The following is a 25138-nucleotide window of genomic DNA, read 5'->3' on the forward strand; positions in this document are numbered from 1 at the left end:
AATAGAAAAGGGCCGCGTGAACCGCGGCCCTGCTGTGTTATTTCGTTAAGCTATCTGTAATAAATGCCAACTGTCCTTCTAATGAAATCGGATCAGAAAAATAAAAACCGATCGGATCAATTTTGTAGACATGATCTTTTTTGACGGCGTCAAGGTTCTTCCAAAGCGCGCTGTCAAACACGCCGCCGTCATCCCCGCCTGATTGCCATGGGCCCATAAAAAGATAATCTCCTGCAAAGTCAGGTATTTTTTCTAAAGAAATACTGGTATAGCCGGGGCCTTCATCAATCGCTTTTTCTTTTGTCAGCTTTGTGGCGTTCAGCCCAAGCTCATCGTAAACAATGCTGCCGCCTCGGCCGAATTTATCACCGAATACATAGATCGCTTTTCCATTCGTTTGCATAATGGAGACGGTTTTATCGCCAACTGCTTTTTGTACCTTTGTTTTTGCCACTGCAACTTTTTTATCCCATTTCGCGAGCCACTTATCCGCCTTATCTTCAGTGCCGGTCATCTTGGCGAAGTCTTTCAGCCGTTCTTTATTGTCTAGTGAATCATATTTGAGCGCGACAGTCGGCGCGATTTTTTCAAGCTTTTCGATGTCGGCGCCTTGTGTAGTCCATACGATAATCAAGTCAGGATCTAAATCGACGACTTTTTCAACTGAGGTTCCGTCGCCAATGTTTGTTACACCGTCGGTTTTCCCTTTGTAATACGGGTTTTTGAAGACATTTTCAGGAGCTCCGACCACATTAATGCCAAGTGTTTTGAAATAGCCATAATAGCCGTCCGCCATTACGACAACCCTTTTTGGATGTTTCGGAATCTTAATATTTCCGTTTTCTGCTTTGTATGTAATAGTTTCTTCCTTTTTAGAGCTGGAAGATGAGGAGCCTTTACTGTCTGATGCATTTCCGCAGGCTGCCAAAGCCGCAATAAGAAACAGAGCAAAAAACGCAGCTCCGATTTTTTTGCATGTATAGGTCATAACGTATTCCTTCTTTCGTACGTTTATTGAATGATAAAGAGAATCATTATCAACGTGATTATACCACCGCTTTTGCCGATAAGCACGATTTTTTTGAAATTCATTATTTACAATATAGAAAAGACTCTATTACCTCTGAAGAAAAAAATGATATACTGATACAGCTATTGATAATAATTCTCATTATCATGAATAAGAAAGGAAGAACGGACGTTGGGTGTAATAAAAAATAAACAGACTATGAGCACGCATGATTCCTCAGAAGAAATCGAATGGAAGTCCCGGCCGTTTGGGGCGTTCCTTCTATTAATAGCGGGAATCCTTCTTTTATTGTTCGGCGCCGCTTTATCAATATCAGTCGGCGCAGCAAATATACACCTGGGGACAGTGTGGGACGCGGTCTGTCATTTTCAGCCTGACAACACGTCTCATCAAATCATACAGGAACTAAGGCTGCCAAGGACGGCTGCGGCCGCGCTGGTTGGCGCTTTTTTGGCTGTATCCGGCGCCATTATGCAGGGGATGACAAGAAACCCCTTAGCGGAGCCTTCAATCATGGGCGTTACATCAGGTTCTGCCTTTGCGGTTTCAATCGCGTTCGCCTTTTTTCCCGGTCTTTCAGCGATGGGGCTCATCATTTGGTCCTTTGCGGGAGCCGGTTTGGGGGCTTCCACTGTATTTGGCATAGGCATGTTTTCCAAGGGCGGGCTGACGCCGGTAAAGCTTGCGCTCGCCGGTACGGCTGTCACCTATTTTTTCACTGGTATTTCAACAGCGCTTGCGATTCGCTTTGATGTGGCTCAGGATTTAAGTTTTTGGTATGCAGGAGGGGTAGCGGGAGTTAAATGGCAGGGTGTTCATCTGCTGCTCATTGCGGGGGCTGTCGGGCTGACGTTCGCCTTAATCATTGCCCGTTCCGTCACGGTATTAAGCCTCGGTGAGGATCTTGCGAAAGGGCTTGGACAATATACTTCAGCGGTGAAGCTGATTGGAATGCTTGTCGTCGTACTCTTGACGGGGGCGGCTGTTTCTATTTCCGGGACCATCGCGTTTATCGGACTTATCATTCCCCATGTCACACGGTTTTTGGTCGGTGTTGATTATCGATGGATCATTCCCTGCTCGGCTGTCCTGGGGGCAATTTTGCTAGTGTATGGAGATATTGCCGCGAGACTTGTAAATGCTCCTTTTGAAACGCCGGTCGGGGCGCTGACAGCGCTCATCGGAGTTCCCTTTTTCTTTTATTTGGCACGACGTGAAAGGAGAGGGCTGTAATGGAAAACAAAACGAAAAAGCCGTTCATTGTCATGGCGGTTACGTTCATTCTTATATTAGTGATCTTTTTTATCAGTCTGAATCTGGGTGTAATCAGGATAGCCCCTCTGGAAACGCTGAAAGTATTTTTGGGACAAGGCACTGCCCGTGACGGGCTCGTGCTGTTTGAATTCAGACTGCCAAGGATTATTCTTTCCTTGCTTGTCGGCGCCGGGATAGCGGTGTCTGGAGCCATTTTGCAAAGTGTGTCCCAAAATGATTTGGCGGAACCCGGGATTCTTGGCATTAATGCGGGCGCCGCGCTTGCTGTCGTTCTCTTTATTTATTTTTTTCAAGGGTCAACGGCAGATTTAAGCTTTTTAGGCACGCTGATTTTACCGTTCAGTGCGCTGGCCGGTTCACTTCTCGCCGCTTTTCTCATCTACGCTTTGGCATGGAAGAAAGGCGTGACTCCGATTCGCCTGATTTTAGTCGGAATTGGAGTGAATGCGGGTTTTAATGCGATTCTGCTTATTTTTCAGCTTAAAATGGACCCGCAAGATTTCATGCAGGCAACCATTTGGATTTCCGGCTCTATTTGGGGGGCGAATTGGAAAATGATTTGGGCTGTCTTGCCATGGATATTCATTCTCTTACCCTTTACTTTATATAAAGCCCGGTACTTGAACATTTTACATTTAGGCGATCAATTGGCGACAGGTCTGGGAACAGCGGTGGAAAAGGAAAGGCGCATCCTGCTTGTGGCGGCGGTGGCGCTTGCAGGTTCATGTGTTGCGGCTGCCGGCGGCATTGCATTTCTCGGATTGATTGCGCCGCATGTGGCCAGACGGCTTACCGGCCCGCGCCATCAGACACTCATCCCGGTCTCCGCACTTATCGGCGCATTGCTGTTTCTTTTCGCTGACACATTGGCGAGAAATGTATTAGCTCCTTCGGAAATTCCGGTCGGGCTTGTTATTTCTATTTTAGGCGCTCCGTATTTTATTTATTTGCTGATGAAAACGAATTAGAGGAGGGGATACTAAGAGATGGATTCACTATCAACAGAACAGCTCGGAATCGGTTATGGCGACCGGCTGATTGTAGAAGATTTGAATATATCAATTCCTAAAGGGAAAATTACCACCTTAATCGGCCCGAACGGCTGCGGCAAGTCAACCATATTAAAAACGATGTCGAGAATCCTGCGTTCGAAAACAGGTGCTGTTTATTTAAACGGGAACGGCATACATCAGATGTCGACAAAGGATATAGCGAAGGATATGGCGATTCTTCCGCAGACACCGGAAGCGCCGAGCGGTTTAACCGTATATGAATTGGTTTCATACGGAAGATTTCCGCACCAATCAGGATTTGGGCGATTACAAGCCGAAGACCGCCGCATTATCAAGCAGGCGCTTGAGGAGACGGGAATGGCTGAATATCATGAGCGGCCGATTGAAGCTCTGTCAGGCGGGCAGCGCCAGCGCGTGTGGATCGCCATGGCGCTTGCCCAAGGAACCGAACTGCTTTTGCTTGACGAACCTACGACATATTTGGATCTCGCCCATCAGCTGGAGATCTTGCAGCTTCTTGAAAAGCTGAACAAGCAGCAGGGCCGGACGATCTTAATGGTCATTCATGATCTCAACCATGCCGCGCGCTTTTCCCACTATATGATTGCTCTTAAAAAAGGAAAGGTCATAAAGGAAGGGACGGCAGAAGAGGTTATGACCCCGAACGTTTTGAAGCAGGTGTTTCAGATAAACGCGGAAATTGTGAATGACCCGCGCACAAACAAGCCGATTTGTTTGACGTATGATTTGATCCAACATGATAAAGTGATTGAACATGTATAAAGAAAATCCCGGTCCATGGCCGGGATTTTTGTATTTTCATGCAGAAACATACGATTTTTAGAAAAAGATTGCAAGCTATATAGAAATAATAGATAATATTGGTTAGAATGTTTCAAAAATATTACAGAGTGAACGGAAAGAGGAGATAAAAGTGTCCAAAAAGAAAAAATGGCTGATATTCAGTCTGATATTTGCGGGTGTACTGTTGTTGGCGGGTGTCGGCTTCGGAGCGGTTTACTTCTTTACACATGCAAGATCAGTGGGAGGGGCTGAAGAACCGTACGCTCAATCAGTTTCCATGTTCATGGGTGAAGAAACGGCTTCCGCTAATTCGTTTTCTGGAAAAGTTGAACCCGAAAAACAGCAGAAAGTATACATAGATTCAGAGAAAGGCAGCATTAAAAAAACCTATGTAAAAGAAGGCGACAAAGTAAAAAAAGGTGACAAGCTGTTTGAATATGACACAGCGGACAATTCAGACGAGGTCGAGCAAAGCAATCTGGACATAGAAATGGCCAATCTCCAAATTAACCGTTTAGAAAAAACAATTGCCGATACAGAGAAAAAATTAAAAAAAGCTGGCAAAGAAGAAAAATCACAGCTGGAAGATGAGCTTGATCAAGCAAGATTTGATCTGAAGACAAGCAATCTTGAACTGAAACAGCATCAAAAAGAGCTTGCGAATCTGACAAAAAGCAAAGGATCAAACGTCATCACGAGTAAACATGACGGAATCGTGCAAACCGTTAATCAGGACATAGCTGACGGGGCGAGCGGCGATCAGGCATCAGGACCGTATATTCAAATAGTGTCTACAGGCGCCTATCTCGTTAAAAGCCAAGTCAACGAGCTGTTAATGGACACGATCAAAAAAGGCAGCAAAGTGAAAATTACGCTGAAAACAGGCGGGGAAGGCGAATGGACAGGCAAAATCACTGACATTGGCAAACTCCCGGCAGGCACTGAAGAGGACGGACAGGCAGAAAGCTATGGTGAAGAGGAAATGAATCCTCAGTCCTCAAACTATCCTTTTACGATATTGCTTGATAATCATAAGGGGCTTGAGGTCGGCTACCATGTCAACATTGATGTACTCGGAGACGACACGAATTCAGACAGCGTTAAGCTCCCTTCGGATATGATCGTGCAGGACGACGGCGAGCCGTATGTCTGGAAGACTGATGAAGAGCAGAAGGCTGTGAAACAAACCGTGGAAATCGGGGAGCCGGACGAGAATGACATGGTTGAAATTAAGAGCGGCCTGACACCGGAAGATTATGTGATCTACCCGGATCTTCCAATTAAGGAAGGGGAGCAGGTTACAGTCGATGCTGACACTGAATAATATTTATAAATCGTACAAGCTGGGAAAAGAAGAGGTCCCGATCTTAAAAAACATTAATCTGACAGTAGAAGCCGGGGAATTTATCGCGATCATGGGGCCTTCTGGTTCGGGGAAATCAACTTTAATGAATATCTTAGGCTGTTTGGACAGGCCGACATCCGGCAGCTATAAGCTTGAACAGATGGATGTGCTGAGGGGAAAAGATGGCGCCTTAGCCGACATCCGCAACCAATCAATTGGTTTTGTATTTCAGACATTCCATCTTCTGCCTCGGCTGACGGCGCTGCAAAATGTCGAACTTCCTATGATTTATAACAAGATAAAGAAAAAAGAAAGAAGACAAAGAGCGTATGATGCGCTGGAAAAGGTCGGTTTAAAAGACAGAGTAGCTTATAAGCCGACGAAGCTGTCAGGCGGTCAAAAGCAGCGTGTGGCCATTGCCAGGGCTCTTGTCAATCAGCCGCGTTTTATCTTGGCGGATGAACCGACCGGAGCGCTTGATACCAAATCGAGCGAGCAAATTCTGTCCTTATTTTCACAATTAAATGAAGAAGGCACGACGATTATTATGATCACACACGATCCGGATGTTGCCAGAAAAGCGGACAGAACGGTCTTTATCAGGGACGGCGAGCTGGTTTTAGATGAGAAAGGGGATGTGAACCATGCTTGAAAATATACGTATCTCCTTTCAATCCATTCTCTCACATAAACTGCGGTCAATTTTAACGATGCTTGGGGTCATTATCGGAATCGCGGCGATTATCGCGATAGTTTCTATGATTAAAGGGCAAAGTGAGCAGCTCAAGCAAAGCATGATCGGGATGGGAAACAACTCGATTAATGTGGTGTATCAGCAGAATGGCGGAGAAGAGGAAGGCTTTCATGAGCTTTCTTATACAACCGCTCCTCCCATATCTGATGAAACCATTGAGTCTATTACATCAGATCCGATGGTAAAAGGAGTTTCATTGTATCACTTGGCAGAAGGCGTCACAGCCTTTCATTTAACGAATTCCGCTTACCCGCAGGTGTATGGTGTAGATCAGGACTATTTCAATATGTTTCCGATCCGTACCACAGAAGGAAAAGCGCTGACTGACAAGGAGCTGGGGAGCAAGCATCAGGTTGTCATGATCAATGAAGATGCAAGAGACGAGCTGTTTCCCGACGGAGACGCGATTAATAAAAAAGTGGAGATTAACGGTACGCCATTCCGCGTCGCCGCAATCTTTACTGAAAAAAAGCAGGACGAAAGCGTGTATTACGGGGAGTACGGAAATCCGATTTTTTATCTCCCTAAAGGAGTATGGCCGCTCATTGAAGGTTTTGACGCTCCGACGCAAATTGCCGTACAGGCTGATTCATCTGACCATATTCAAGAAGCCGGTATGATGGCTGCCGATTTGCTTAATGCAAGCCTGCCGGAAGCTGAATTGGAAAAAGCGGAATACAGCGTGACAAATTTACAGGAGATTGCAGAGGAAATGGAATCTTTCAATCAGGCCTTTGCTCTATTGCTCGGCGGCATCGCCAGCATCTCTCTATTGGTCGGCGGCATCGGCGTAATGAATATTATGCTTGTTTCTGTGACAGAACGCACGCGTGAAATCGGCATTAAAAAAGCCCTTGGAGCGAAACGCCGTGTCATTTTATTTCAATTTTTAACCGAAGCGGTAGTGCTGACCAGCCTTGGCGGAATTCTCGGCGTTCTTGCTGGATGCGGCATTGCCAAACTGATAACGGTATTTTATCCAATGCCTTTTATCGTTTCAGTTCCTGCCGTGGCCGGCGCGCTCATTTTCTCGATGGCGGTCGGCATCATATTCGGACTGCTGCCGTCTATCAAGGCCTCAAAGCTTCAGCCTGTAGACGCGCTCCGGTATGAATAGGAAAGTGACATGTCTTAGAAGCGATTGTTTGTAAAAATAATGAAAAGACCTTCGTCCCCGAAGGTCTTTTTTTACTTAAAGCCCCCATTCACGCAAAAGCTTTCTTTTTGTAAAAGCATGCATCAAAAGCAAAAAACACCCCGGCGATGATAAACTCCTCTGTTGTGGACAGCCAGATCCCCTTAATGAATTCATCTGCTGTGTAGATAGTCATCCATAAAAATAACACCTGAACACAGCCGGCTAAAAAAAACAAATGGTTTTTATTCAGTTTGAAGCTTTTGAAGCTATGTATCATTAGCAGCTCAAATGGTTCAAAGCATAGGCTGAGGCCCAAAAATATGGCGGCAAACAGAAGCACATAAAAGATCGATTCATAATTTGCATCGGTCAGATGAAAGACAATAAAAATACCTAAAAAGTAGCCTGTAAATACAGCAGCCGCCGCCACTGCATATTGGATGAAATGTGTCAGTTTCATCATTGGTTCCCCCTCTCCAACAGAGAAAACTTGCAAAGAAACGCTGTTGGTTTCTCTGCAAGCCGATAATTTATTTGTTTTGGTTTATTTTGAGAACCGGATGCTTCTCTTTTTGGAGTGCATCTGTAAACTCTTTTCCTAAATCGACATGATTCTGAACAAATGTCTCAGGCAGCATGGCAAGCCATTGGTTTAAAGAAACATCTGCATAATGATCATCTTTGAAAATTTCTAAAAAGACCAGAGGCTCGTCCCCGGTATTTTGCACGTAATGTCCCATGGCAAAAGGAACATAACCGACATCGCCTGCTTGATAGTTAAAGGTTCTGGCATGACCGTCTGAAGCGAATACCGTCATTTTTGCCTGGCCTGAGATGAAATACTGCCATTCGTCTGTGTTTGGGTGCCAATGCATTTCCCGCATTCCGCCCGGCTCTACTTCAACAAGGGCAGAGGCAATGGTTTTAGAAACTGTAAAATTAGAAGAATCGGCAATCCACACTTTTCCTCCATCAGTTGTAATCGGTTCCTGCTCAAGAAGACGGTAGCTGAATGGATGAGGAACCTCGCCATTCGGGCCTTCCACCTGGTCATTCTCAAGGGAGCCGGGTAAGGCTGTCTCAAAAATATACTTTTCTTTAGACGGAAGGTTGGCAATATCCTTTTCCGTAAGGCCGAAATTCGCTGCCACTACATCTTGCGGTGTGTGTGCGAGCCAATCTGTCAGCTGGAATGTACTGTTCTCAGAGAACCCGCCGTTATCGAATACTAACAAAAACTCGCAGCCTTCATCCAATGCCTGAATAGAATGCGGCAGCCCTGATGGGAAGTACCATAAATCTCCTTCTCCCACATCATCAATAAAGCTGCGGCCTTTTTCATCAACAAGCGTAATCCGGGCTGATCCATAGATGACATAAGCCCACTCGGCTTCTTTATGCCAGTGAAGCTCGCGAATGGCCCCCGGCTTCAGCCGCATATTAACAGAAGCGATGTTATCGGAGACCGGAAGTTCCCGAACTGTTACTTCACGGGCATAACCGCCTTTTTCTAAACGGTTATGTGTATCTGAGAAAGAGAATTTCAGGTTTTCAACTGTTCCGTGATCCGTTTCCGGCGGTACAAGCATATCCGGATTTTGGCGGTCACGCTCTATGTTGCGCGGAATTTTTACTGTTGCCCCTTTTTCTCCGCTGATTGGCTGCGGGATGTTTTTTTCGTTTTTCATGTTTTGTTCTCCTCTCAAATTTGGTTTGTTATTTGTCGTTACAAAGAGAATGTGAAAGGCCCTTCGTTTTCCCTCTGTCATGTTAAGTGAAAAAAGTGAACGGTACGTCAACCTGATGAATCATTATTTTTTAAATTGTTGTTCTTTCAGGTCTGTCATCAATTCAAGAAGCTGATCGAATTTCTTCTCAAAACGGGTGAGGAGATAGATGGCGATCAATGCCGGAAAGCCGACATTGCCGATCTGCCTCACAGCCTCTTCTGCAAAAACCTGATCCATTTTTAAACACCTCCCTGCTTTTTATGCAGTCATTTATATAAGTGAAAAAAACAAATGAAATCGCAAACCCTATTAAAAATTTTCAGCGGGTGATGTTCTTAGGCTGATAGTAGTAGTTTACTTTCTTTTGTTTTCTTTCATTTAATTTAAATAGGAGGCGGTTTTATGGACTATCAAGTTCTGTTACGGTCAAAATGTAAGGAAATTATGAAACATCCCATTGTAAAGCATTTTTTGAGCAATCCTCAGCATTATCGCTTGTTTAAAAATGTAATGGAAAATCCCAATGAGAAGGATGCGGAATCGCTCGACGCAAAGTTCAAGCAATTTTACAAAGAAATTCGTATTATCAAATATATGAATTCTATGATCCGCATCTTTTCAATCGACTTTGACAAACGCATTCGAAAAAATCAAAACCGTTATCCGCTGACTGTCGATCATCCTGAGGCTGGGGAGCGGCTGCCTGTACAAGGGGGAAATGATGCCTATGAGGAATTTTTGAATCTGGAAGAGGATTTAGGCCAGCATATTCAAGACCAAAATCTTTATCAGGCCATTCAGGGGCTGACTGAAAAACAAAAAAGCGTATTAACGAAAATTTATGTACATGGGGCTGCCATGCAAGAAATCGCCGACTCATTGGGAGAATCCCGCCAAAACATCTCAAATATTCATAAGAAAGGGCTGGAGAATATCAGAAAACAGATGGCAGCGCTAGAAAAGGGGGAGAAATAAGCTGTGAGCCGGTTGCATGAGAACCATAACAACAAAACAGATGCAGAAGAAATAGAAAGACTGATCGCAGGGTTTTCACCAATGATTAAAAAGAAATTGAGGAATACATCCTTTCAGGAAAGAGAAGATTTGGAGCAGGAGCTGAAAATCAAGATATTTGAAAAAGCGGACATGCTGCTTTGTCAGGAGGTCCCGGGGTTTTGGGAATTTATTGTAGAATATATGGAAGAAAACTGATTTCAGCTGATTTTTTTCTCATTTTCGGAAAAACTTGACTGATGCGCGGTTCTCGTTTTTCTTTCCAATTCTCCACCATATAATGATATGATGAAAAAAAGACAGAAAGAGAGGAAAGTGGGAAGTGGAAAAAGCTTCAATTTTGATCGTAGATGATGAGAATGCCATTGTAGATATGGTCAAACGCGTTCTCGATAAAGAAGGATTCCAAAACGTGATGACAGCGGGAAGCGCCGAAGAAGCCATCCCAATCGTCAAAAAGGAAAAAATAGACCTTTTGGTGCTGGACGTCATGATGGATGGAATGTCCGGTTTTGAGGCATGCGCCGCGATCCGTGAGTATTCCGACGCGCCGATTTTTTTCCTGACAGCCAAGTCCTCCGACGCGGATAAGCTGTCAGGCTTTGCCTCAGGAGCCGATGATTATATTACAAAACCCTTTAATCCGCTTGAATTAGTGGCGCGGATCAGGGCGCATTTGAAACGGACGTATAAACAGGAAGACGGGCGCTCAAGCACGCCGTATTCATATGAGCATTTTACATTTTATCCTCAGTTTGCCGAGTTAATTGTAGGCGGGAAAGTTGTCAGCTGCTCCGCCCAGCTTTTGCAGCTTCTCCAGTATTTTTGCGACCATCCCAATGTTGTGTTGTCAAAGGATCAAATCTATGAAAAAGTATGGGGCTATCCTTCATATGGAGATAACAATACGGTCATGGTCCATGTCCGCAAGCTGAGAGAAAAAATAGAACGCGACGCCAGTGATCCGGAATACATTGTGACAGTCCGCGGTCTTGGATACCGATTCATTCCGAATCCGGAAGAAAACGGCAAACAATCATGAGAATGAGAGGGAAATTTCTGCTGCATTTTTTCGGACAAATGCTGCTTATTCTTCTTCTTGTAACAGCGATGGCCGTGTCTTCCTTTTTTTATTTGGATTGGCGTTTCAGCGAAGCGGAATCCAATTCGGGACTTACAAAAGCGACGCCTGATACATTCGAGTCATGGCTGGATAAAACGTCAGACGGTTCATGGGATGTAGATGATTTCTTGAAGAAGTCGGTGAAAAAGCAGCGCGGCTGGCTGCAGATTATCAATGAGGATGAAAAAACGGATTACGCCTACCGCGTGCCCAAAGACGTTCCAAGCAGCTACAGCAAAAAAGAGCTCTTATCCATATATGAAAATAAGAAATTTGGGAACTACAAGCTGAATTACTGGACGGTCACGATTGAGGACGATACGTACCTCATTTTATTTGGCTGGAAATCAGAAAGTGAACAGCTGCTGACCTATATAGAAAATCAGGAAAAACCGATCGATTCGCTCAAGGACTATAAAGACAGCACGAAAGACTGCATCAAGCAGGAAAAAGGGGCTGTCTATCTCTTGAATGATGACGGCAAGCTCATTGACAGCTTAAACAGCACAAAAAGTGAAAGGGAAAGCCTGAATGAGCTGGAACTGTTGAAATACAGCTCCGCGCCCTGGAACTATAAGCGGGAAATCTCATTTAAGAGAATTGACGAATCAAGATGGATGGTGGCTTCTGTACCGAACCCTGTTTACATTCCCGATCACGAATTTAATAAGTCATTTTTAAAATTTGCGCTAAAAGCCCTGTTCCTTATTATGGGTGCATTGGTGTTCATGCTTTGTTTAATGACGATTTATTATTCCTTCAGATTCGGCCTGCCGATCCTGCACACGATCAAATGGCTTGTGAATCTATCAAAAGGACGGCTGGAAGAACCAAGAAACCGAAAAGGGCGCCCTGTCAGCAAAAATAAAAAAGGCAAAACAAAACAGCCGTACCGTTTCTTCGGGGAAATTTTCGAATCAATGGACCAGCTGACAGAAACTTTGAAAAGAGACAAGAAAAACAGGGAAAAAATTCAGACCACAAGAGAAGAATGGATTGCGGGCCTCTCTCACGATTTAAAAACACCGCTCAGCACAATTTACGGCTACAGTATGATGCTCGAATCAAAACAATACGACTGGTCGGCTGAAGAGGTGAAAGAAATCGGGCATGTCGTCAGGGAAAAATCAGAATACATGTCAAAGCTGATCGAGGACTTAAATTTAACCTATCGTCTGAAAAATGCTGCTCTGCCGATGAATAGACAGCTGATCAATGTGGTTCCATTCTTCCAAAATGTCATTGAGGATTTTAAGAAAAATCCGTTTTCAGAAGGTTATGATGTCTCATTTGTTTCAAGGGAACAGAATATCCGTTTTCCGATTGATGAAGGCTGGTTTCGGCGTATTTTAGAGAACCTGCTTGCAAATGCGGTGAAGCATAATGATAAAGGTACGGCGATTCAAGTGATATTGGAGGATTCTAAGGAACATCTCTCATTGAAAGTAAAGGATAATGGCAAAGGGATGGACGAAGAGACCATTACCAACTTGTTTAACCGTTATTACAGAGGAACGAATACAAAAGATTCAACAGCCGGAACCGGGCTGGGTCTCGCAATTGCCAAGGAGCTGGTGCATCTTCATAACGGAACCATTCATGTGAACAGCAGAATGAGGATCGGCACTGTCATCACGCTCTTGTTCCAAAAAAAGTAAAGCGGGGATCTGTTTCAGGCGCCTCTTTGCAGGGAATAACAAAAGCACAACAAACCAGCAGAGAGGTGTTTTTTATAATGGAAGCTGTTTTAGAAGCTGACACAAGGGCTGTAATTGGAGAAAGCCCATTATGGGACGAGGAGAAAAAGTGCTTGTACTGGGTGGATATTTTGGGAAGTCGGCTCCATGTGTTCGATCCCGCTGAAAAAGAAAATCATACTGTATCATTCAAATCTTTTGTAACATCGCTTGCTAAGTATTCAAGTGATGAGCTGATCATGACAATGAAAGACGGTTTTTACCTTTATCACCTTCGGGAGAATAAACTCACTCCGATCAAGCAGCCGGAAGATATGGACAAAAGCCTTCGTTTTAATGATGGAAAGTGTGACCCGTCAGGAAGGCTGTGGGCAGGAACGACAAGCATGGAAGGAAAACAGGAAGCAGCCTCGTTTTACCGTTTGGAGTCAGACGGCGGGCTTGTAAAGATCAAAGACAATGTATCAACATCAAACGGTCTGGATTGGGACCGAGAACGTAAGCTGATGTATTATATTGACACACCGACACAGGAGATTGTTTGTTATCAATACGATCCTGACAGCGGTGATGTGTCAAATCCGGAAACAGTTTATCGCTTCCAAGAATCTGACGGCTCGCCGGATGGGATGACGATTGACCGTGACGGTATGCTTTGGGTGGCGTTGTTTGGCGGGGGCAGGGTCGCTAAAATTGATCCGTTCCAAAAGAAGTGGATTGATTCGATCATGGTTCCCGCCAAATATGTGACATGCTGCGCGTTCGGCGGTGAAGATTTAAAAACCCTCTATATTACAACGGCGACAGAGCAGATGACGGAAACCGAAAGATACAACCAGCCTCATGCGGGCGGCCTGTTTTCCGTCCGGCTTACAACTGGCGGATATATCCCGGCGCCATTCTCAGGTACACTATAAGTAAAAAACGCACCCTGCTCGGGGTGCGTTTTTTATCGTTTAAATGGACCGGATAATCCCGCCCTCTACGCGCTGGGACGTTCCGTTGATTGCTGAAGCTGCATCCGAAGCCAAAAAGACGATCGTATTGGCGACTTCTTCGGCAGTCGCATAGCGCTGGATAAGTGATGTCGGTTCATTCACTTTAAAATAATCTTTTACAAATGTATCGGTATCCTGTCCTTCAGCCTTTGCTGCCCCTTCCATGTAGGAGGCCACGCCTTCTGTCCAAGTAGGGCCCGGAAGCACTGAATTAACGGTCACATTTGTGCCTTTTGTCATTTCTGCCATCCCTCTGGACAAGCTGATTAACGCTGTTTTGGTCATGGAATACGGAATCATTTGCGGAAGCGGTTTGACCCCCGCTTCACTCGCGATATTCAGGATACGCCCGCTGTTTGCAGCAAGCATCTTTGGAAGGAAATGCCGGCTCAAACGGACCGCGCTCATCACATTCACTTCAAAATATTGATGCCACTCCTCATCCGTCACCTCTGCAAAATCCTTCACTTCAAAAAATCCGAGGTTATTGACAAGAATATCAACTTCGCCGATTTGATTGACTTGTTCAATGAAGTCTTTTGCTTCAGCAGGATTGGACAAATCGGCGGCGATTCCGTAAACCGTTCCGTATGAAGCAAGCTCTTCTGCCGCACGCTTCGCTGTTTCTTCTTTTCGCCCGTTCACAATCACCGCCGCACCTTCTTGCAAAAAGCTTTTCGCTGCGGCTTTGCCGATGCCGGATGTCGAGCCTGTTACGACAACAAGCTTATTGTTTAATTGTAAATCCATCAAATCATTCCTTTTTCACAATAATGGTACTTAGTATACAGGATGAATTTTAGTGTTTACGAGAATTTTGCTTTCATACATACAAGGAGCTTGAAAAGCCAATGATATCACGTATACAAGCCTCACAGACTTATAGTATAATTACTCCGAAAAAAGGATACGAATGTCAAATGGGTGCCGGTACGTGAAAATAGCCGGCTTAATAGGGAAACCGGTCGAAGCCGGTGCGGTCCCGCCACTGTAATTGGCCTTTGCGCCAAAAGCCAGGATACCTGCCTGTTTGATCAACACGTAGTCTGCGAGGACAGATGATGTGTAAACAATGCTTATTTGTTGTTTACAGCATCTTTACCGTCGTAGAGATGCTTTTTTAATACATCCACAGGAGGAAGTTATATGAAAAAGGTCGCGGGGATATGGACAGCGCTTGTCTTGACAGCCATTTTGATGACGGGGTGCAGCGGGGCTGACAGCCAAAGCGGCTCCAAAGCAAAACAGGAGTCAGGCTCTTCTGAAGCGTTCCCGGTCAAAATTGATGATGCCTCTAAACAAGACGTCACCATCAAAACAGAACCGAAAAAAATTGTCTCTCTTATGCCGAGCAACACGGAAATTACATATGCCCTCGGGCTGGGTGACAAAGTAATCGGCGTCACGACAAACGATACCTATCCGAAAGAAGTCAAGAAGGTAGAAAAAGTCGGAGATATGAACGTTAATGTCGAGAAAGTCATTTCTCTTAAGCCAGACCTTGTCCTAGCCCATGAATCGGCGATATCAAGCTCTGCGGACGCTATGAAACAGCTGAAAGACGCGGGTATTACCGTCTTGACTGTAAATGACGCGCAATCGTTTCAAGAGGTATACCAATCCATTGAAATGATAGGTGAAGCAACCGGCGCTGAAGATAAGGCTGATAAACTAATCAGCAGCATGAAGTCAGACTTGCAGGAGATTAAAGACAAAGCGAAAACCATTTCTGAAAAGGATGAAAAAACGGTATTTGTCGAGGTGTCTCCTGCCCCTGAAATCTATACCACGGGAAAAGACACGTTTATGAATGAAATGCTGAACGTCATTCACGCGAAAAATGCAGCATCTGGCCAAACCGGCTGGGTGCAAATGACAGATGAAGCGATCGTTAAGCTGAACCCTGACGCGATCGTCACAGCTGACGGAGAAAAAGCGGCAGATGTGGAAAAACGCGACGGCTGGAATGTGCTAAAAGCAGTGAAGCATCATAACGTTTATGATGTTGATCCTGATCTGGTTACACGTTCCGGCCCCCGCTTAATTGAAGGGGTCGAAGAACTTGCGGAAAGCATTTACCCTGACACGTTTACAAAATAATCGCTTGGCCGCGTATATAATCAGCCTGCTGTTTCTGGCCGGCAGTATTTTGATGGGAATCTCTATCGGCAGTTTAGAGATTCCCGTTTCTGTCATTCTTCGTATCTTTTGGCATGAAGGCTTTGGGGGTGCGGCCGGTTCTTATGATCCGATGTATACCAATATTATGATGAACATCCGCCTGCCGAGAGTCGTGCTGGCAGCGCTTGTCGGTGCTGCTCTTTCATTAGCCGGCGCAGCTTTTCAAGGGCTTCTGAAAAATCCCCTTGCTGATCCCTACACATTGGGCGTCTCATCAGGAGCTTCCGCCGGCGCGGTGATGACATTGTTTTTCGGTTTGCAGCTTCCTATGATCGGCGGTTTTACACTGCCGGTTATAAGTGTCGCGGCTGCATTGGCGACGATGTTAACCGTTCTCTCCTTCAGCCGGCTTATCCATGATTCCATGTCCGTTTCAACTCTCATCCTGACCGGGATCATCACAAACTCATTTTTGGGCGCTCTGATCTCGCTTGTGATTGCTCTGACGGGGGATGACCTGCTTCCGATTGTCCATTGGCTGCTTGGAAGTGTGTCGATGCGGGGCTGGCGCTATGTGATTTTATTCCTGCCTTTTTTTCTGAAAGGAGCGGTGTTATTGATCCTTAATGGAAGAGAGCTGAATGTCATGACATATGGAGAGGATAAGGCTAGAATGCTCGGTGTCAGCGTTCAGCGGAGAAAAATCATCATATTGATTGCCGGCTCCCTTCTGACGGGGAGCGCTGTCGCTGTATCGGGGACGATCGGCTTTGTCGGCCTGGTTATTCCGCATATCACAAGGCTGATCTGGGGAACTGACCACCGGCATTTGCTTCCGCTGTCCGCTTTGATCGGCGCGGGTTTTCTCGTTCTTGCTGATGTGGTCTCACGGACTTTAATTGAGCCCGTTGAGCTGCCTATCGGAATTATGACAGCTTTGGCCGGGGCACCGGTTTTCGCACTCATTCTTTTACGCCAGCATCGCGGAGGAAAAACTCATGATTAACGTTTGTAACCTGTCGGGAGGATATGGAAGCCAGCGTATCATAAAGAATATAAGCTTCTCTGTTGAAAAAGGCGAATTTCTCGGCATTCTTGGCCCTAATGGCAGCGGAAAAACAACACTTTTAAATGCAATGGCAGGTACTCTGCCAGCGGCGGAAGGGTCCGTTTATCTGGCCGGAAAGCCTGTTGCGCGGTACAAGCCGAAAGAGCTCGCGCAAATCATGGCGGTTTTGCCGCAAAAAACGAGCCAAACCTTTACCTTCACCGTAAAAGAAACCGTTTCGTTCGGCAGATACCCCTTTCAAAAAGGGTTATTCAGACAGATGGACGAAAAAGACGAAGCGATTGTTCAAGAAGTGATGGAGCAGACGGGGGTGGCCCTATTCGCTCAGAAATCCATTCGTGATCTGAGCGGGGGAGAGCAGCAGCGGGTTTACTTGGCTCAGGCCTTGGCCCAACAGCCGGATGTTTTGTTGTTAGACGAACCGACCAATTTTCTTGATATGTCGTATCAAAAGGAATTGCTCGATTTAGTGAAGCGGCTTACGAGAGAAAAAGGGCTGGCTGCCGTCGGTATTTTTCACGATGTGAATGCGGCCAGTCTGTACTGTGACTGGTTGTTGTTTATGAAAAACGGAACGGCGGGCCAAAAGCGAAAACCAGAGCACGCGATGACTGAACGGCAAATCAAAACGGTTTATGATACGGAAGTAAATACATTAGTCCATCATGAATCACCTAAACCGTTCATTGCCATAAAACCCGAGCAGCCAGTACTTAAGGGGCCTGAAATCATTCCTTTTGCATCTTTGTTGAAATCAGAAAGGGACTGCCTCCTCTTACAAACAGAGAGGCCGCTCCGCGTGTTGTCCGCTTGTGGTATTGGGTCGGGTTTTTCATGGAGCCGGACATTTATACAAAAGCAGATGCCGGCCCATACGAAAGAAGAGTTAGCCGCTCTGCTGACGGCTGAGGGTTTTACTCTCCAGGAAACATGCGCGATGGCTTCTGCTGATAAGCCTGGCCAGCCCGTATGCCGGACATTTGAAGATGGAGGCCTGTCCGTTTGTATTTCCGTATCGTCCCATTTCACGATTTGGATGTTCATAAACGGTTATCTTTCAGACGAAGCCTTTGTGCGTGCTGTAATGACGGCGGGAGAGGCCAGAGGAAAAGCCCTCGGCGCTGGGAGGCAAACAGCGGATGGAGGCGTACTCATAGCGGCTTCCCAGGAAACCGGGATTGCACCGAAAACAGCCGGTGAAGAGCGGCTCATGCAGTTGATCCGCTTTGGAGCAAACGAGTGTGTGAAAGAGGCGGTAAACAGGTTGAAATAAGAAAACGCTGAAAAGGTGGAATGCGTGTTGAAACTTTATACAAGAACAGGTGACAAGGGGAAAACAAGCTTGATCGGCGGAAGAGCGGATAAAGACAGTCTGAGAGTGGAGAGCTATGGAACGGTTGACGAACTGAACAGCTTTGTCGGGCTTGCGTTGGCTGAGCTTTCAGAATATCAGGGCTTTGATGATATAAAGGCAGAGCTTCTTACGATTCAGCACGAGCTGTTTGATTGCGGCGGGGACTTGGCGGCAGTTACGAAAAATAAAGACTGCAAGCTAAAGGCAGAAGCGGTGTCCTTTTTGGAAGCGCGTATCGACGCTTATACAGCAGAAGCCCCCGCGCTTGAGAAGTTTATCCTTCCCGGAGGCTCCAAAGCGTCCGCCCTCCTTCACACGGCGCGTACGATTACGAGAAGAGCGGAACGGCAGGTCGTTGCGCTGATGAAAAAAGAAGACATCCATGAAGTGACCCTCCGCTATCTCAACCGTTTATCTGACTACTTCTTCGCTGCTGCACGAATTGCAAATGCGAGACTCGGCATTGCCGATGTGGAATATGAAAGAAGCGCCATCGTTTTTCAAAAACGGAACAGCGCCGAATTATAAGCTTCAAAAAAAGCCGGTATACCGGCTTTTTTCTATGTGTGGCATATCCGTCTTTCTCTTTCTTTGTCAATTCTCTCCCTTTTATGACAATAAAATGAACCTTATGCATTATTGACTGAAAAATGAGAAAATGAGATATTGTAATGAGTTGTAAAATATAGGCAATCGAGGGGGGGCTCTGATAGATGGTGAAATTCATTGATGGGGAAAGCGTCTGGAAGAGAAATTTCAACTATCTTTTTTACTCTAGACTGGTAAAGATATCCGCAGACAGTTTTGCGTTTAATTCAATTTTATGGTTGTTGATTTATGATGGGGAAGGTGCGATCGGCACGGCCCTTCTTATCGCCGTCACCTTTTTGCCAGAGGCGTTTTTAGCCCCGATTACAGGGCCTTTTATGAAAAAAAACACGCTTAAATTTTGGATGTACTTTTCAGATATAACGAGAGCGGCAGTTGTACTTATAATTCCTATATGTTATTTCAATGGTTTTTCTCCTTTATGGTTCGTTATGGCACTTATGATCTTACATTCAGCGACAGGTGCTGCCTACAACCCGGCATCTGTTGCCATTATTCCGCAAATCGTAAACGAGCAGGGGATTCAAAAAGCGAATGCATTGCTGCAGTCTTCCGCCCAAATTGTTAGGCTCGGCGCTTTTACGCTATGCGGAGCTATCCTGACTTTTATCGGCCCTGCGTATACAATGCTCTTTGCCCTCATCCTTTACCTGATTTCAGGCTTTTTAGTTCTCTTTATCAAATATAAAGCGGTTCAGACAAAAACGATGGATCTGCCGGCAGCCACACAAAGAGGTACATATTTTGGCAGATTAAAAAGAGGCTTTGTTCTAGTAAGAAAACATCAAATTCTATATCCGTTGGCCATTTATTGTATCTTCATGAACTTAGCAGCCGCTCCGTGGGAGGCGTTAAGCGCGGTGTATGTGGCAGAGGAGTTAAACAGTCTGCCGATCACATTTTCTCTTTTAAAGGCAGTCACATCCGGCGGTGCGTTTTTAATGGGATTCCTCCTTGCGAAAGTGAAAGTGAACAAATACGGGCTGCTTTTTGTAACAGCCGGTATCATAGAAGGAATCGCCTTTTTTATCACGGGAATGAACACGTTTTTGCCGCTTGTATTCCTCGCCGCATTTGCATTTGGGGCGGCGGTAAGCGCGATCAATGTTCCGGAATACACCATTATCCAAACGTCCGTGGATGAAGAAGATCAGCCTCAGGTATACGCGGTCATCCATATGATCTCGAATCTTTCGCTTCCCGCCGGGGCCATTGCCTGCGGATATGCTGCAAATGCCTTTGGTTCCGGGAAGGTCATTGCTGTCGGAGGCGCGATTGAAATTCTCGCGGGAATCGGAATTCTGCTGTTCACCAAGCTTGCCAAAGCCCAACGCTCTGATTTAATAAGAGAAAGAGAAGCAAGTGTACATATATAAATATTCAAGGCGCCCATGCAAAAGCATGGGCGTTTTTTGTTTAGGGTCCTGCACAGAATACGACTCTGGTCTTATGACAAAATCAATCTCTGACTCGTTTTGCCGCTTCTGCAATTTGTTTATAGTAAAGACATGGAATACGAAAGGAGGATCAGCATGAACATAAACGTAAAAACAGCAGGCGGATTTCTATTAATCGTATTTGGGATTTCTGTCTTTTTCGGAGGAGGCAATTTTGCCTTTATCATCCCGCTCGCGATCGGCGGTTTGCTGTTATATGCAGGAATAAAAAGATTCGCCAAAGGCAAAACCGTCACAGGGATCATCTTCGGCGGAATCGGCGCCATGATGCTTGTCAGTTCATTGCCGTTTTTGGTCGGGATCGCTCTGGCGGCGGTAATGATCTACTTCGGCTGGAAGATGATGAAAAACGGTTCAGACGAAAGCCGTACAGCATCCTTTGACCCAGAGCCTGCTTCAGCAGCTTATGAAACTAATTTTGACGCCGAATGGGAAGAGTTTTTGAAAAAAAAGTAACCAAATAGGAGGAAATATAATGGTTTTAAAAAGAATAAGAAACATGTTTGTCGCATCTGTTAATGAAGGTCTGGATAAGCTGGAGAATCCTAAGGTTATGCTGAATCAGTATGTTCGTGACATGGAAAGTGATATCGCAAAAGCAAAGCAAACGATTGTCAAACAGCATACGATTGCCCATCAATTTAAGAAAAAATATGAGGAAGCAAGCCAAACGGCTGGTAAACGCAAAAATCAAGCACAGCTGGCTTTTGATGCAGGCGAAGAAGAGCTGGCGAAAAAGGCGCTTACAGAAATGAAATACTTGGAGGGCAAGGCGGCCGAACATAAAACATCCTATGAGCATGCTGATCAACAATTGGCAGAACTGAAAGAACAGCTCAGCACGCTTGAAGTCAGACTTCAGGATGTGAAAGACAAGAAGCAGGCGCTTATCGCCCGCGCTAACGCGGCAAATGCCAAAGAGCATATGAATGCGTCATTCGACAAAATTGACAACGAAAGCGCGTACCGCGAATTTTTGAGAATGGAAAATCGAATAGAAGAAATGGAAGTGCGCGCGAATTATTCTCAGTCAGCTGAAGCGGGAACAGAATACAGCCGGACTGAATTCGCCGGAGAGGTTGAAGCGGAGCTTGAGAAAATGCGTTCTCTCTCATTAAAAAAAGCGGAACAAACATCAGCAGTAAATGAATAATGGTGCAGCGGGGAAGGGTTTTGAAAAAAGTCCTTCCCCAGATGTACGTATCAATTACAGGCCTTTTCCCTTATAATAGAATGAATGAATAAAAAGGATGAAAAACAAATGAAAAAAATGTTTGGCAAACTGCTGATTGTTGCGGGCGTTTTTATTTTTGCAGCTATTATGATGAAAGACGTGCTTGCTGAACGATTTTCTCCATTAGAAGGAACAGAAGCAGAATCAGCGAGTGCGTCGCCACATGAGGTTAACAGCATGACGATTTCCGCAGAAAACATTCATGTACATGTCATTGCGGAAGAGCGTAACGACATTTCGGCAAGCATAACAGGGAAATCCGGAAAACTATATGTAACAGAAAACGGAAAAACACTGGGGCTGACAGCAAAGGAAAAGGGATTTCAATTTCTGAATTTCTTTCATCAGTCCTCTCTTATTGTCCGGGTTCCGTATGCCTATAAAGATGAAATTCTCGTTCGCTCATCCAGCGGCGATGTCGATCTTGATGGAAACGGAAGCTTGGCTCTCCGGCATTTGAGCGCAAAGTCATCGAGCGGAAATATGACGTTTAAGAATGCAAAAATCAAGGACCTTGAAGTGAAAGGCTCTTCAGGAAATACGGTTTTGTCAGAGCTTGAGACCAAAACGGCAAGCATACGCTCTGCATCCGGCAATGCCAGCCTGGCCACTGTGACGGGATCTCTTGATGTGCGTATGTCATCAGGAAATCTCAATGCCTCGTTTCAGGAAATCAACTCCCCCGCATCTCTCAAGCTGGCGAGCGGCAATGTTAAAATGTCGCTTCCTGATAAAGGTGATTTTACAGTGAATGCCGCAACTACAAGCGGGAATATCAATCCATCGTATTCGTTTGATGATACAAATCTTGATCAAAACAAACTGACAGGAAAACGAGGCAGCGGAAAACAGCAGATTGAGATTAAAGTGACAAGCGGGAATGTTACAATCCGGTAGCAATCTGGCAGGAGAAAGGAGGCGGAACAGCTGAGAATGACAAAAAAACAGCTTCTTGGACTTATCATTGCTCTATTTGGCATCAGTATGTTTTTACAAATTATCGGCATCGGAGATTTACTCTTTTGGCCGCTCTTTTTTCTGATTGCCGGTTATTTTCTGAAAAAATATTCCCGCCACTGGCTTGGATCTGTCATGTATATCTTTGCCGCTTTTCTTTTTTTGAAAAACCTGTTCAGCATTACGTTTAACCTATTCGGCTATGCCTTCGCCGCTTTTTTAATTTATGCCGGCTACAGGCTTGTGAAAGGAAAAGCCGTGTTTGACCAGGAGAAGAAAATCAATTTGGACAAAAAGGAGAAACAGCCTGAGTCCTCAGGCCAAGCCGATTATAAACAGACGGAACTGAAAAGCTTTTTTATCGGTGAGCTGAGACTGATGAAAAATCCGTTTGACCTGAATGACTTAAATGTTTCTGGTTTTATCGGCGATGTGAAAATTGATTTATCGAAAGCCATTATTCCGGAAGGTGAAAGCACCGTCGTCATTAGCGGAGTGATCGGGAATGTCGATATTTATGTACCGGCCGATCTTGAGGTATCTGTCAGTTCTTCTGCCTTTATCGGAGACATTGATCTTATCGGATCGAAAACAAGCGGCATGAGCACAAAGCTGTATGCGGCTTCACCTGATTACAGCCAAGCAAAACGGAGGGTCAAAATATCGATTTCCTTATTTATCGGTGATGTGGATGTGAAATATTTATGAGGAAAAAAATACTCGCCAATATTCAATGGCGTGCGATCCGCATGACAACAGGGATCAGCCTGCTCTTATGTGCCGCCTTAATCGGGCTTCTTCTGTTTTATTATCAGCTTGATCCCGTGCTGTTATTATCATCCGGCTGGTTCGGCATTCCGTTTATTTTGATTTTGCTGCTTATCAGCCTTGCTGTCGGCTTCGCATCGGGGTACATGTACGGCAACCATTTGAAAACGAGAATTGATAAGCTGATAGAATCAATTTTAAAGTTTGAAAACGGCAATTTCTCGTATCGGGTGCCGCCGCTTGGAGAAGACGAAATCGGCCTTGCCGCTGATCAGCTGAATGAAATGGCGAAACGGGTGGAGCTGCAAGTTGCTTCTTTGCAAAAATTGTCAAATGAACGGGCCGAGTGGCAGGTGCAAATGAAGAAATCCGTTATTTCAGAAGAACGCCAGCGGTTAGCAAGAGATCTCCATGATGCCGTAAGCCAGCAGCTCTTTGCCATTTCGATGATGACGTCCGCTGTTTTGGAAAATCTAAAGGAAGCGGATGATAAAACAGTCAAACGGATCAGAATGGTAGAGAACATGGCGGGAGAGGCCCAAAATGAAATGAGGGCGCTGCTTCTCCACTTAAGACCGGTCACCTTAGAAGGAAAAGGATTAAAGCAAGGCTTAATCGAACTGTTAAACGAATTTCAAGCAAAGCAGCCGATGGATATAGAATGGGATATTCAGGACACGGGAGTTTCAAAGGGTGTGGAAGACCATTTATTCAGAATTGTCCAAGAGGCGCTTTCTAACGTGTTCAGGCATTCAAAAGCCTCTAAAGTCTCAGTGCGCCTCGGATCAAAAAATCGGCAGCTTCAGCTGAAGGTCATTGATAATGGCGCGGGTTTTACGATGGATAAGGTGAAAACATCCTCGTACGGCTTACATTCAATCAAGGAACGGGCAAGTGAAGTCGGCGGAGTAGCGGAAATCATATCAGTAGAAGGGAAAGGAACACAAATCGATGTAAAAGTCCCGATTTTCCCAGAAGAAAAAGGAGAGAGCGACAGTGATTCGAGTGTTGTTGATAGATGATCATGAAATGGTCAGAATGGGTCTTGCGGCTTTTTTAGAAGCGCAGGCGGATATTGAAGTGATAGGCGAAGCTTCAGACGGAAGCCAGGGCGTACAGCTTGCCGTGCAATTGAAGCCGGACGTTATTTTGATGGATCTTGTGATGGAGGGAATGGACGGCATCGAAGCCACAAAACAAATTTGCGGCGTGCTCGATGATCCGAAAATTATTGTGCTGACAAGCTTTATCGACGATGACAAAGTGTATCCTGTCATCGAAGCGGGAGCGCTCAGCTATTTGCTGAAAACATCAAAAGCGGGAGAAATCGCCGACGCCATCCGGGCAGCAAGCAAAGGAGAGCCCAAGCTTGAATCGAAAGTGGCGGGAAAGGTTTTATCCAGACTGCGCCATTCAAGTGACAGTGCACTCCCGCATGAAACATTGACGAAAAGAGAGCTGGAAATACTCTGTCTCGTGGCAGAAGGCAAAACAAATAAAGAAATTGGTGAAGAGCTGTTTATCACAATAAAGACCGTAAAAACCCATGTCACCAATATTTTATCAAAGCTTGAAGTCGCCGACCGGACTCAAGCGGCTGTCTATGCCCATCGGAATAAACTCGTCAAGTAGACCGGCCGCGCTTTCA

General features: G+C 45.3%; 27 protein-coding genes and 1 riboswitch. Of the genes, 22 read left to right on the plus strand and 5 right to left on the minus strand.

Annotated elements, in window-relative coordinates; genetic code table 11:
- Nucleotides 1-37 precede the first annotated feature (37 nt).
- Complete coding sequence (locus GXP75_RS09240) at nucleotides 38-988, minus strand: iron-hydroxamate ABC transporter substrate-binding protein (protein WP_242556652.1); 951 nt, start codon at nucleotides 986-988, stop codon at nucleotides 38-40.
- Nucleotides 989-1228: 240 nt separating this feature from the next.
- On the opposite strand from GXP75_RS09240, the gene GXP75_RS09245 reads away from it, so the two are divergent.
- From GXP75_RS09245 to GXP75_RS09270, 6 genes are all read left to right on the plus strand, one after another.
- Complete coding sequence (locus GXP75_RS09245; RefSeq protein ID WP_242556762.1) at nucleotides 1229-2263, plus strand: FecCD family ABC transporter permease; 1035 nt, start codon at nucleotides 1229-1231, stop codon at nucleotides 2261-2263.
- Nucleotides 2263-3273, plus strand: coding sequence for a FecCD family ABC transporter permease (locus tag GXP75_RS09250; RefSeq protein WP_242556653.1), 1011 nt, complete (start codon nucleotides 2263-2265; stop codon nucleotides 3271-3273). Before GXP75_RS09245 ends, GXP75_RS09250 begins: the two co-directional genes overlap by 1 nt.
- An 18-nt stretch (nucleotides 3274-3291) precedes the next feature.
- The gene (locus GXP75_RS09255; protein ID WP_242556654.1) at nucleotides 3292-4101 is read left to right on the plus strand and encodes an ABC transporter ATP-binding protein; all 810 of its coding nucleotides are present in this window, start codon (nucleotides 3292-3294) and stop codon (nucleotides 4099-4101) included.
- 151 nt (nucleotides 4102-4252) lie between these two features.
- Nucleotides 4253-5446, plus strand: coding sequence for an efflux RND transporter periplasmic adaptor subunit (locus GXP75_RS09260; RefSeq protein WP_242556655.1), 1194 nt, complete (start codon nucleotides 4253-4255; stop codon nucleotides 5444-5446).
- Nucleotides 5430-6119, plus strand: coding sequence for an ABC transporter ATP-binding protein (locus GXP75_RS09265; RefSeq protein ID WP_003326952.1), 690 nt, complete (start codon nucleotides 5430-5432; stop codon nucleotides 6117-6119). Before GXP75_RS09260 ends, GXP75_RS09265 begins: the two co-directional genes overlap by 17 nt.
- Nucleotides 6112-7338, plus strand: a complete 1227-nt coding sequence (locus GXP75_RS09270) for an ABC transporter permease (RefSeq protein WP_242556656.1) — start codon at nucleotides 6112-6114, stop codon at nucleotides 7336-7338. The genes GXP75_RS09265 and GXP75_RS09270 overlap by 8 nt, the downstream gene beginning before the upstream one ends.
- Nucleotides 7339-7426: 88 nt before the next feature.
- Here the strand turns inward: GXP75_RS09270 and GXP75_RS09275 are convergent, their stop codons facing one another.
- From GXP75_RS09275 to GXP75_RS09285, 3 genes are all read right to left on the minus strand, one after another.
- Nucleotides 7427-7819: a YrvL family regulatory protein gene (locus GXP75_RS09275; protein WP_061570666.1), complete on the minus strand. Its 393-nt coding sequence runs from the start codon at nucleotides 7817-7819 to the stop codon at nucleotides 7427-7429.
- Nucleotides 7820-7889: 70 nt separating this feature from the next.
- On the minus strand, nucleotides 7890-9047 hold the full coding sequence (locus GXP75_RS09280; protein ID WP_242556657.1) for an oxalate decarboxylase family bicupin: 1158 nt from the start codon (nucleotides 9045-9047) through the stop codon (nucleotides 7890-7892).
- 123 nt (nucleotides 9048-9170) lie between these two features.
- Nucleotides 9171-9326, minus strand: coding sequence for a YvrJ family protein (locus GXP75_RS09285; protein ID WP_003326957.1), 156 nt, complete (start codon nucleotides 9324-9326; stop codon nucleotides 9171-9173).
- 207 nt (nucleotides 9327-9533) lie between these two features.
- Between GXP75_RS09285 and GXP75_RS09290 the strand changes: the two genes are divergently transcribed.
- The 5 genes from GXP75_RS09290 to GXP75_RS09310 all read left to right on the plus strand — a co-directional run bounded on the left by GXP75_RS09290 (nucleotide 9534) and on the right by GXP75_RS09310 (nucleotide 13840).
- Nucleotides 9534-10064, plus strand: a complete 531-nt coding sequence (locus GXP75_RS09290) for a sigma-70 family RNA polymerase sigma factor (RefSeq protein WP_088118517.1) — start codon at nucleotides 9534-9536, stop codon at nucleotides 10062-10064.
- Nucleotides 10065-10067: 3 nt separating this feature from the next.
- Entirely contained in the window at nucleotides 10068-10301 is a 234-nt protein-coding gene (gene rsoA / locus GXP75_RS09295) for a sigma-O factor regulator RsoA (RefSeq protein ID WP_061570663.1), read from the plus strand.
- Between the two features lie 124 nt (nucleotides 10302-10425).
- Nucleotides 10426-11145 carry a response regulator transcription factor gene (locus tag GXP75_RS09300; RefSeq protein WP_061570662.1) on the plus strand — a complete coding sequence of 240 codons (720 nt, stop codon included), beginning with the start codon at nucleotides 10426-10428 and terminating at the stop codon, nucleotides 11143-11145.
- Nucleotides 11142-12884 carry a HAMP domain-containing sensor histidine kinase gene (locus tag GXP75_RS09305; protein ID WP_214919003.1) on the plus strand — a complete coding sequence of 581 codons (1743 nt, stop codon included), beginning with the start codon at nucleotides 11142-11144 and terminating at the stop codon, nucleotides 12882-12884. Before GXP75_RS09300 ends, GXP75_RS09305 begins: the two co-directional genes overlap by 4 nt.
- Nucleotides 12885-12961: 77 nt before the next feature.
- Nucleotides 12962-13840, plus strand: coding sequence for an SMP-30/gluconolactonase/LRE family protein (locus GXP75_RS09310; RefSeq protein WP_242556658.1), 879 nt, complete (start codon nucleotides 12962-12964; stop codon nucleotides 13838-13840).
- 39 nt (nucleotides 13841-13879) lie between these two features.
- On the opposite strand, the gene GXP75_RS09315 is transcribed toward GXP75_RS09310, so the two are convergent.
- Complete coding sequence (locus GXP75_RS09315) at nucleotides 13880-14671, minus strand: SDR family NAD(P)-dependent oxidoreductase (protein WP_242556659.1); 792 nt, start codon at nucleotides 14669-14671, stop codon at nucleotides 13880-13882.
- A 155-nt stretch (nucleotides 14672-14826) separates the two neighbouring features.
- A riboswitch (cobalamin riboswitch) is annotated at nucleotides 14827-14965 on the plus strand.
- 102 nt (nucleotides 14966-15067) lie between these two features.
- Here GXP75_RS09315 and GXP75_RS09320 point away from each other — a divergent pair.
- The 11 genes from GXP75_RS09320 to liaR all read left to right on the plus strand — a co-directional run bounded on the left by GXP75_RS09320 (nucleotide 15068) and on the right by liaR (nucleotide 25122).
- The gene (locus GXP75_RS09320; protein ID WP_214919007.1) at nucleotides 15068-16021 is read left to right on the plus strand and encodes an ABC transporter substrate-binding protein; all 954 of its coding nucleotides are present in this window, start codon (nucleotides 15068-15070) and stop codon (nucleotides 16019-16021) included.
- Complete coding sequence (locus GXP75_RS09325) at nucleotides 15984-17048, plus strand: FecCD family ABC transporter permease (protein ID WP_242556660.1); 1065 nt, start codon at nucleotides 15984-15986, stop codon at nucleotides 17046-17048. The genes GXP75_RS09320 and GXP75_RS09325 overlap by 38 nt, the downstream gene beginning before the upstream one ends.
- Nucleotides 17041-18384 carry an ABC transporter ATP-binding protein gene (locus tag GXP75_RS09330; protein ID WP_242556661.1) on the plus strand — a complete coding sequence of 448 codons (1344 nt, stop codon included), beginning with the start codon at nucleotides 17041-17043 and terminating at the stop codon, nucleotides 18382-18384. Before GXP75_RS09325 ends, GXP75_RS09330 begins: the two co-directional genes overlap by 8 nt.
- A 27-nt stretch (nucleotides 18385-18411) precedes the next feature.
- Nucleotides 18412-18993: a cob(I)yrinic acid a,c-diamide adenosyltransferase gene (locus GXP75_RS09335; protein ID WP_242556662.1), complete on the plus strand. Its 582-nt coding sequence runs from the start codon at nucleotides 18412-18414 to the stop codon at nucleotides 18991-18993.
- Between the two features lie 185 nt (nucleotides 18994-19178).
- Nucleotides 19179-20450, plus strand: coding sequence for an MFS transporter (locus GXP75_RS09340; protein ID WP_150224998.1), 1272 nt, complete (start codon nucleotides 19179-19181; stop codon nucleotides 20448-20450).
- A gap of 156 nt (nucleotides 20451-20606) precedes the next feature.
- A complete protein-coding gene (locus tag GXP75_RS09345; RefSeq protein WP_214919013.1) occupies nucleotides 20607-20987 on the plus strand; it encodes a protein liaI in 381 nt (126 codons plus the stop codon).
- 19 nt (nucleotides 20988-21006) lie between these two features.
- Nucleotides 21007-21684, plus strand: coding sequence for a stress responsive protein LiaH (gene liaH, locus GXP75_RS09350; RefSeq protein ID WP_214919014.1), 678 nt, complete (start codon nucleotides 21007-21009; stop codon nucleotides 21682-21684).
- A gap of 108 nt (nucleotides 21685-21792) precedes the next feature.
- Entirely contained in the window at nucleotides 21793-22662 is an 870-nt protein-coding gene (gene liaG / locus GXP75_RS09355) for a LiaG family protein (protein WP_242556663.1), read from the plus strand.
- A 36-nt stretch (nucleotides 22663-22698) separates the two neighbouring features.
- Nucleotides 22699-23430 carry a cell wall-active antibiotics response protein LiaF gene (gene liaF / locus GXP75_RS09360; protein ID WP_242556664.1) on the plus strand — a complete coding sequence of 244 codons (732 nt, stop codon included), beginning with the start codon at nucleotides 22699-22701 and terminating at the stop codon, nucleotides 23428-23430.
- Nucleotides 23427-24512, plus strand: a complete 1086-nt coding sequence (liaS, locus tag GXP75_RS09365; protein WP_214919017.1) for a two-component system sensor histidine kinase LiaS — start codon at nucleotides 23427-23429, stop codon at nucleotides 24510-24512. The genes liaF and liaS overlap by 4 nt, the downstream gene beginning before the upstream one ends.
- Nucleotides 24487-25122: a two-component system response regulator LiaR gene (liaR, locus tag GXP75_RS09370; protein ID WP_061570649.1), complete on the plus strand. Its 636-nt coding sequence runs from the start codon at nucleotides 24487-24489 to the stop codon at nucleotides 25120-25122. Before liaS ends, liaR begins: the two co-directional genes overlap by 26 nt.
- Nucleotides 25123-25138 lie beyond the last annotated feature (16 nt).

The sequence above is a fragment of the Bacillus sp. HU-1818 genome, assembly GCF_022695965.1.
Classification (GTDB): Bacteria; Bacillota; Bacilli; order Bacillales; family Bacillaceae; genus Bacillus; species Bacillus atrophaeus.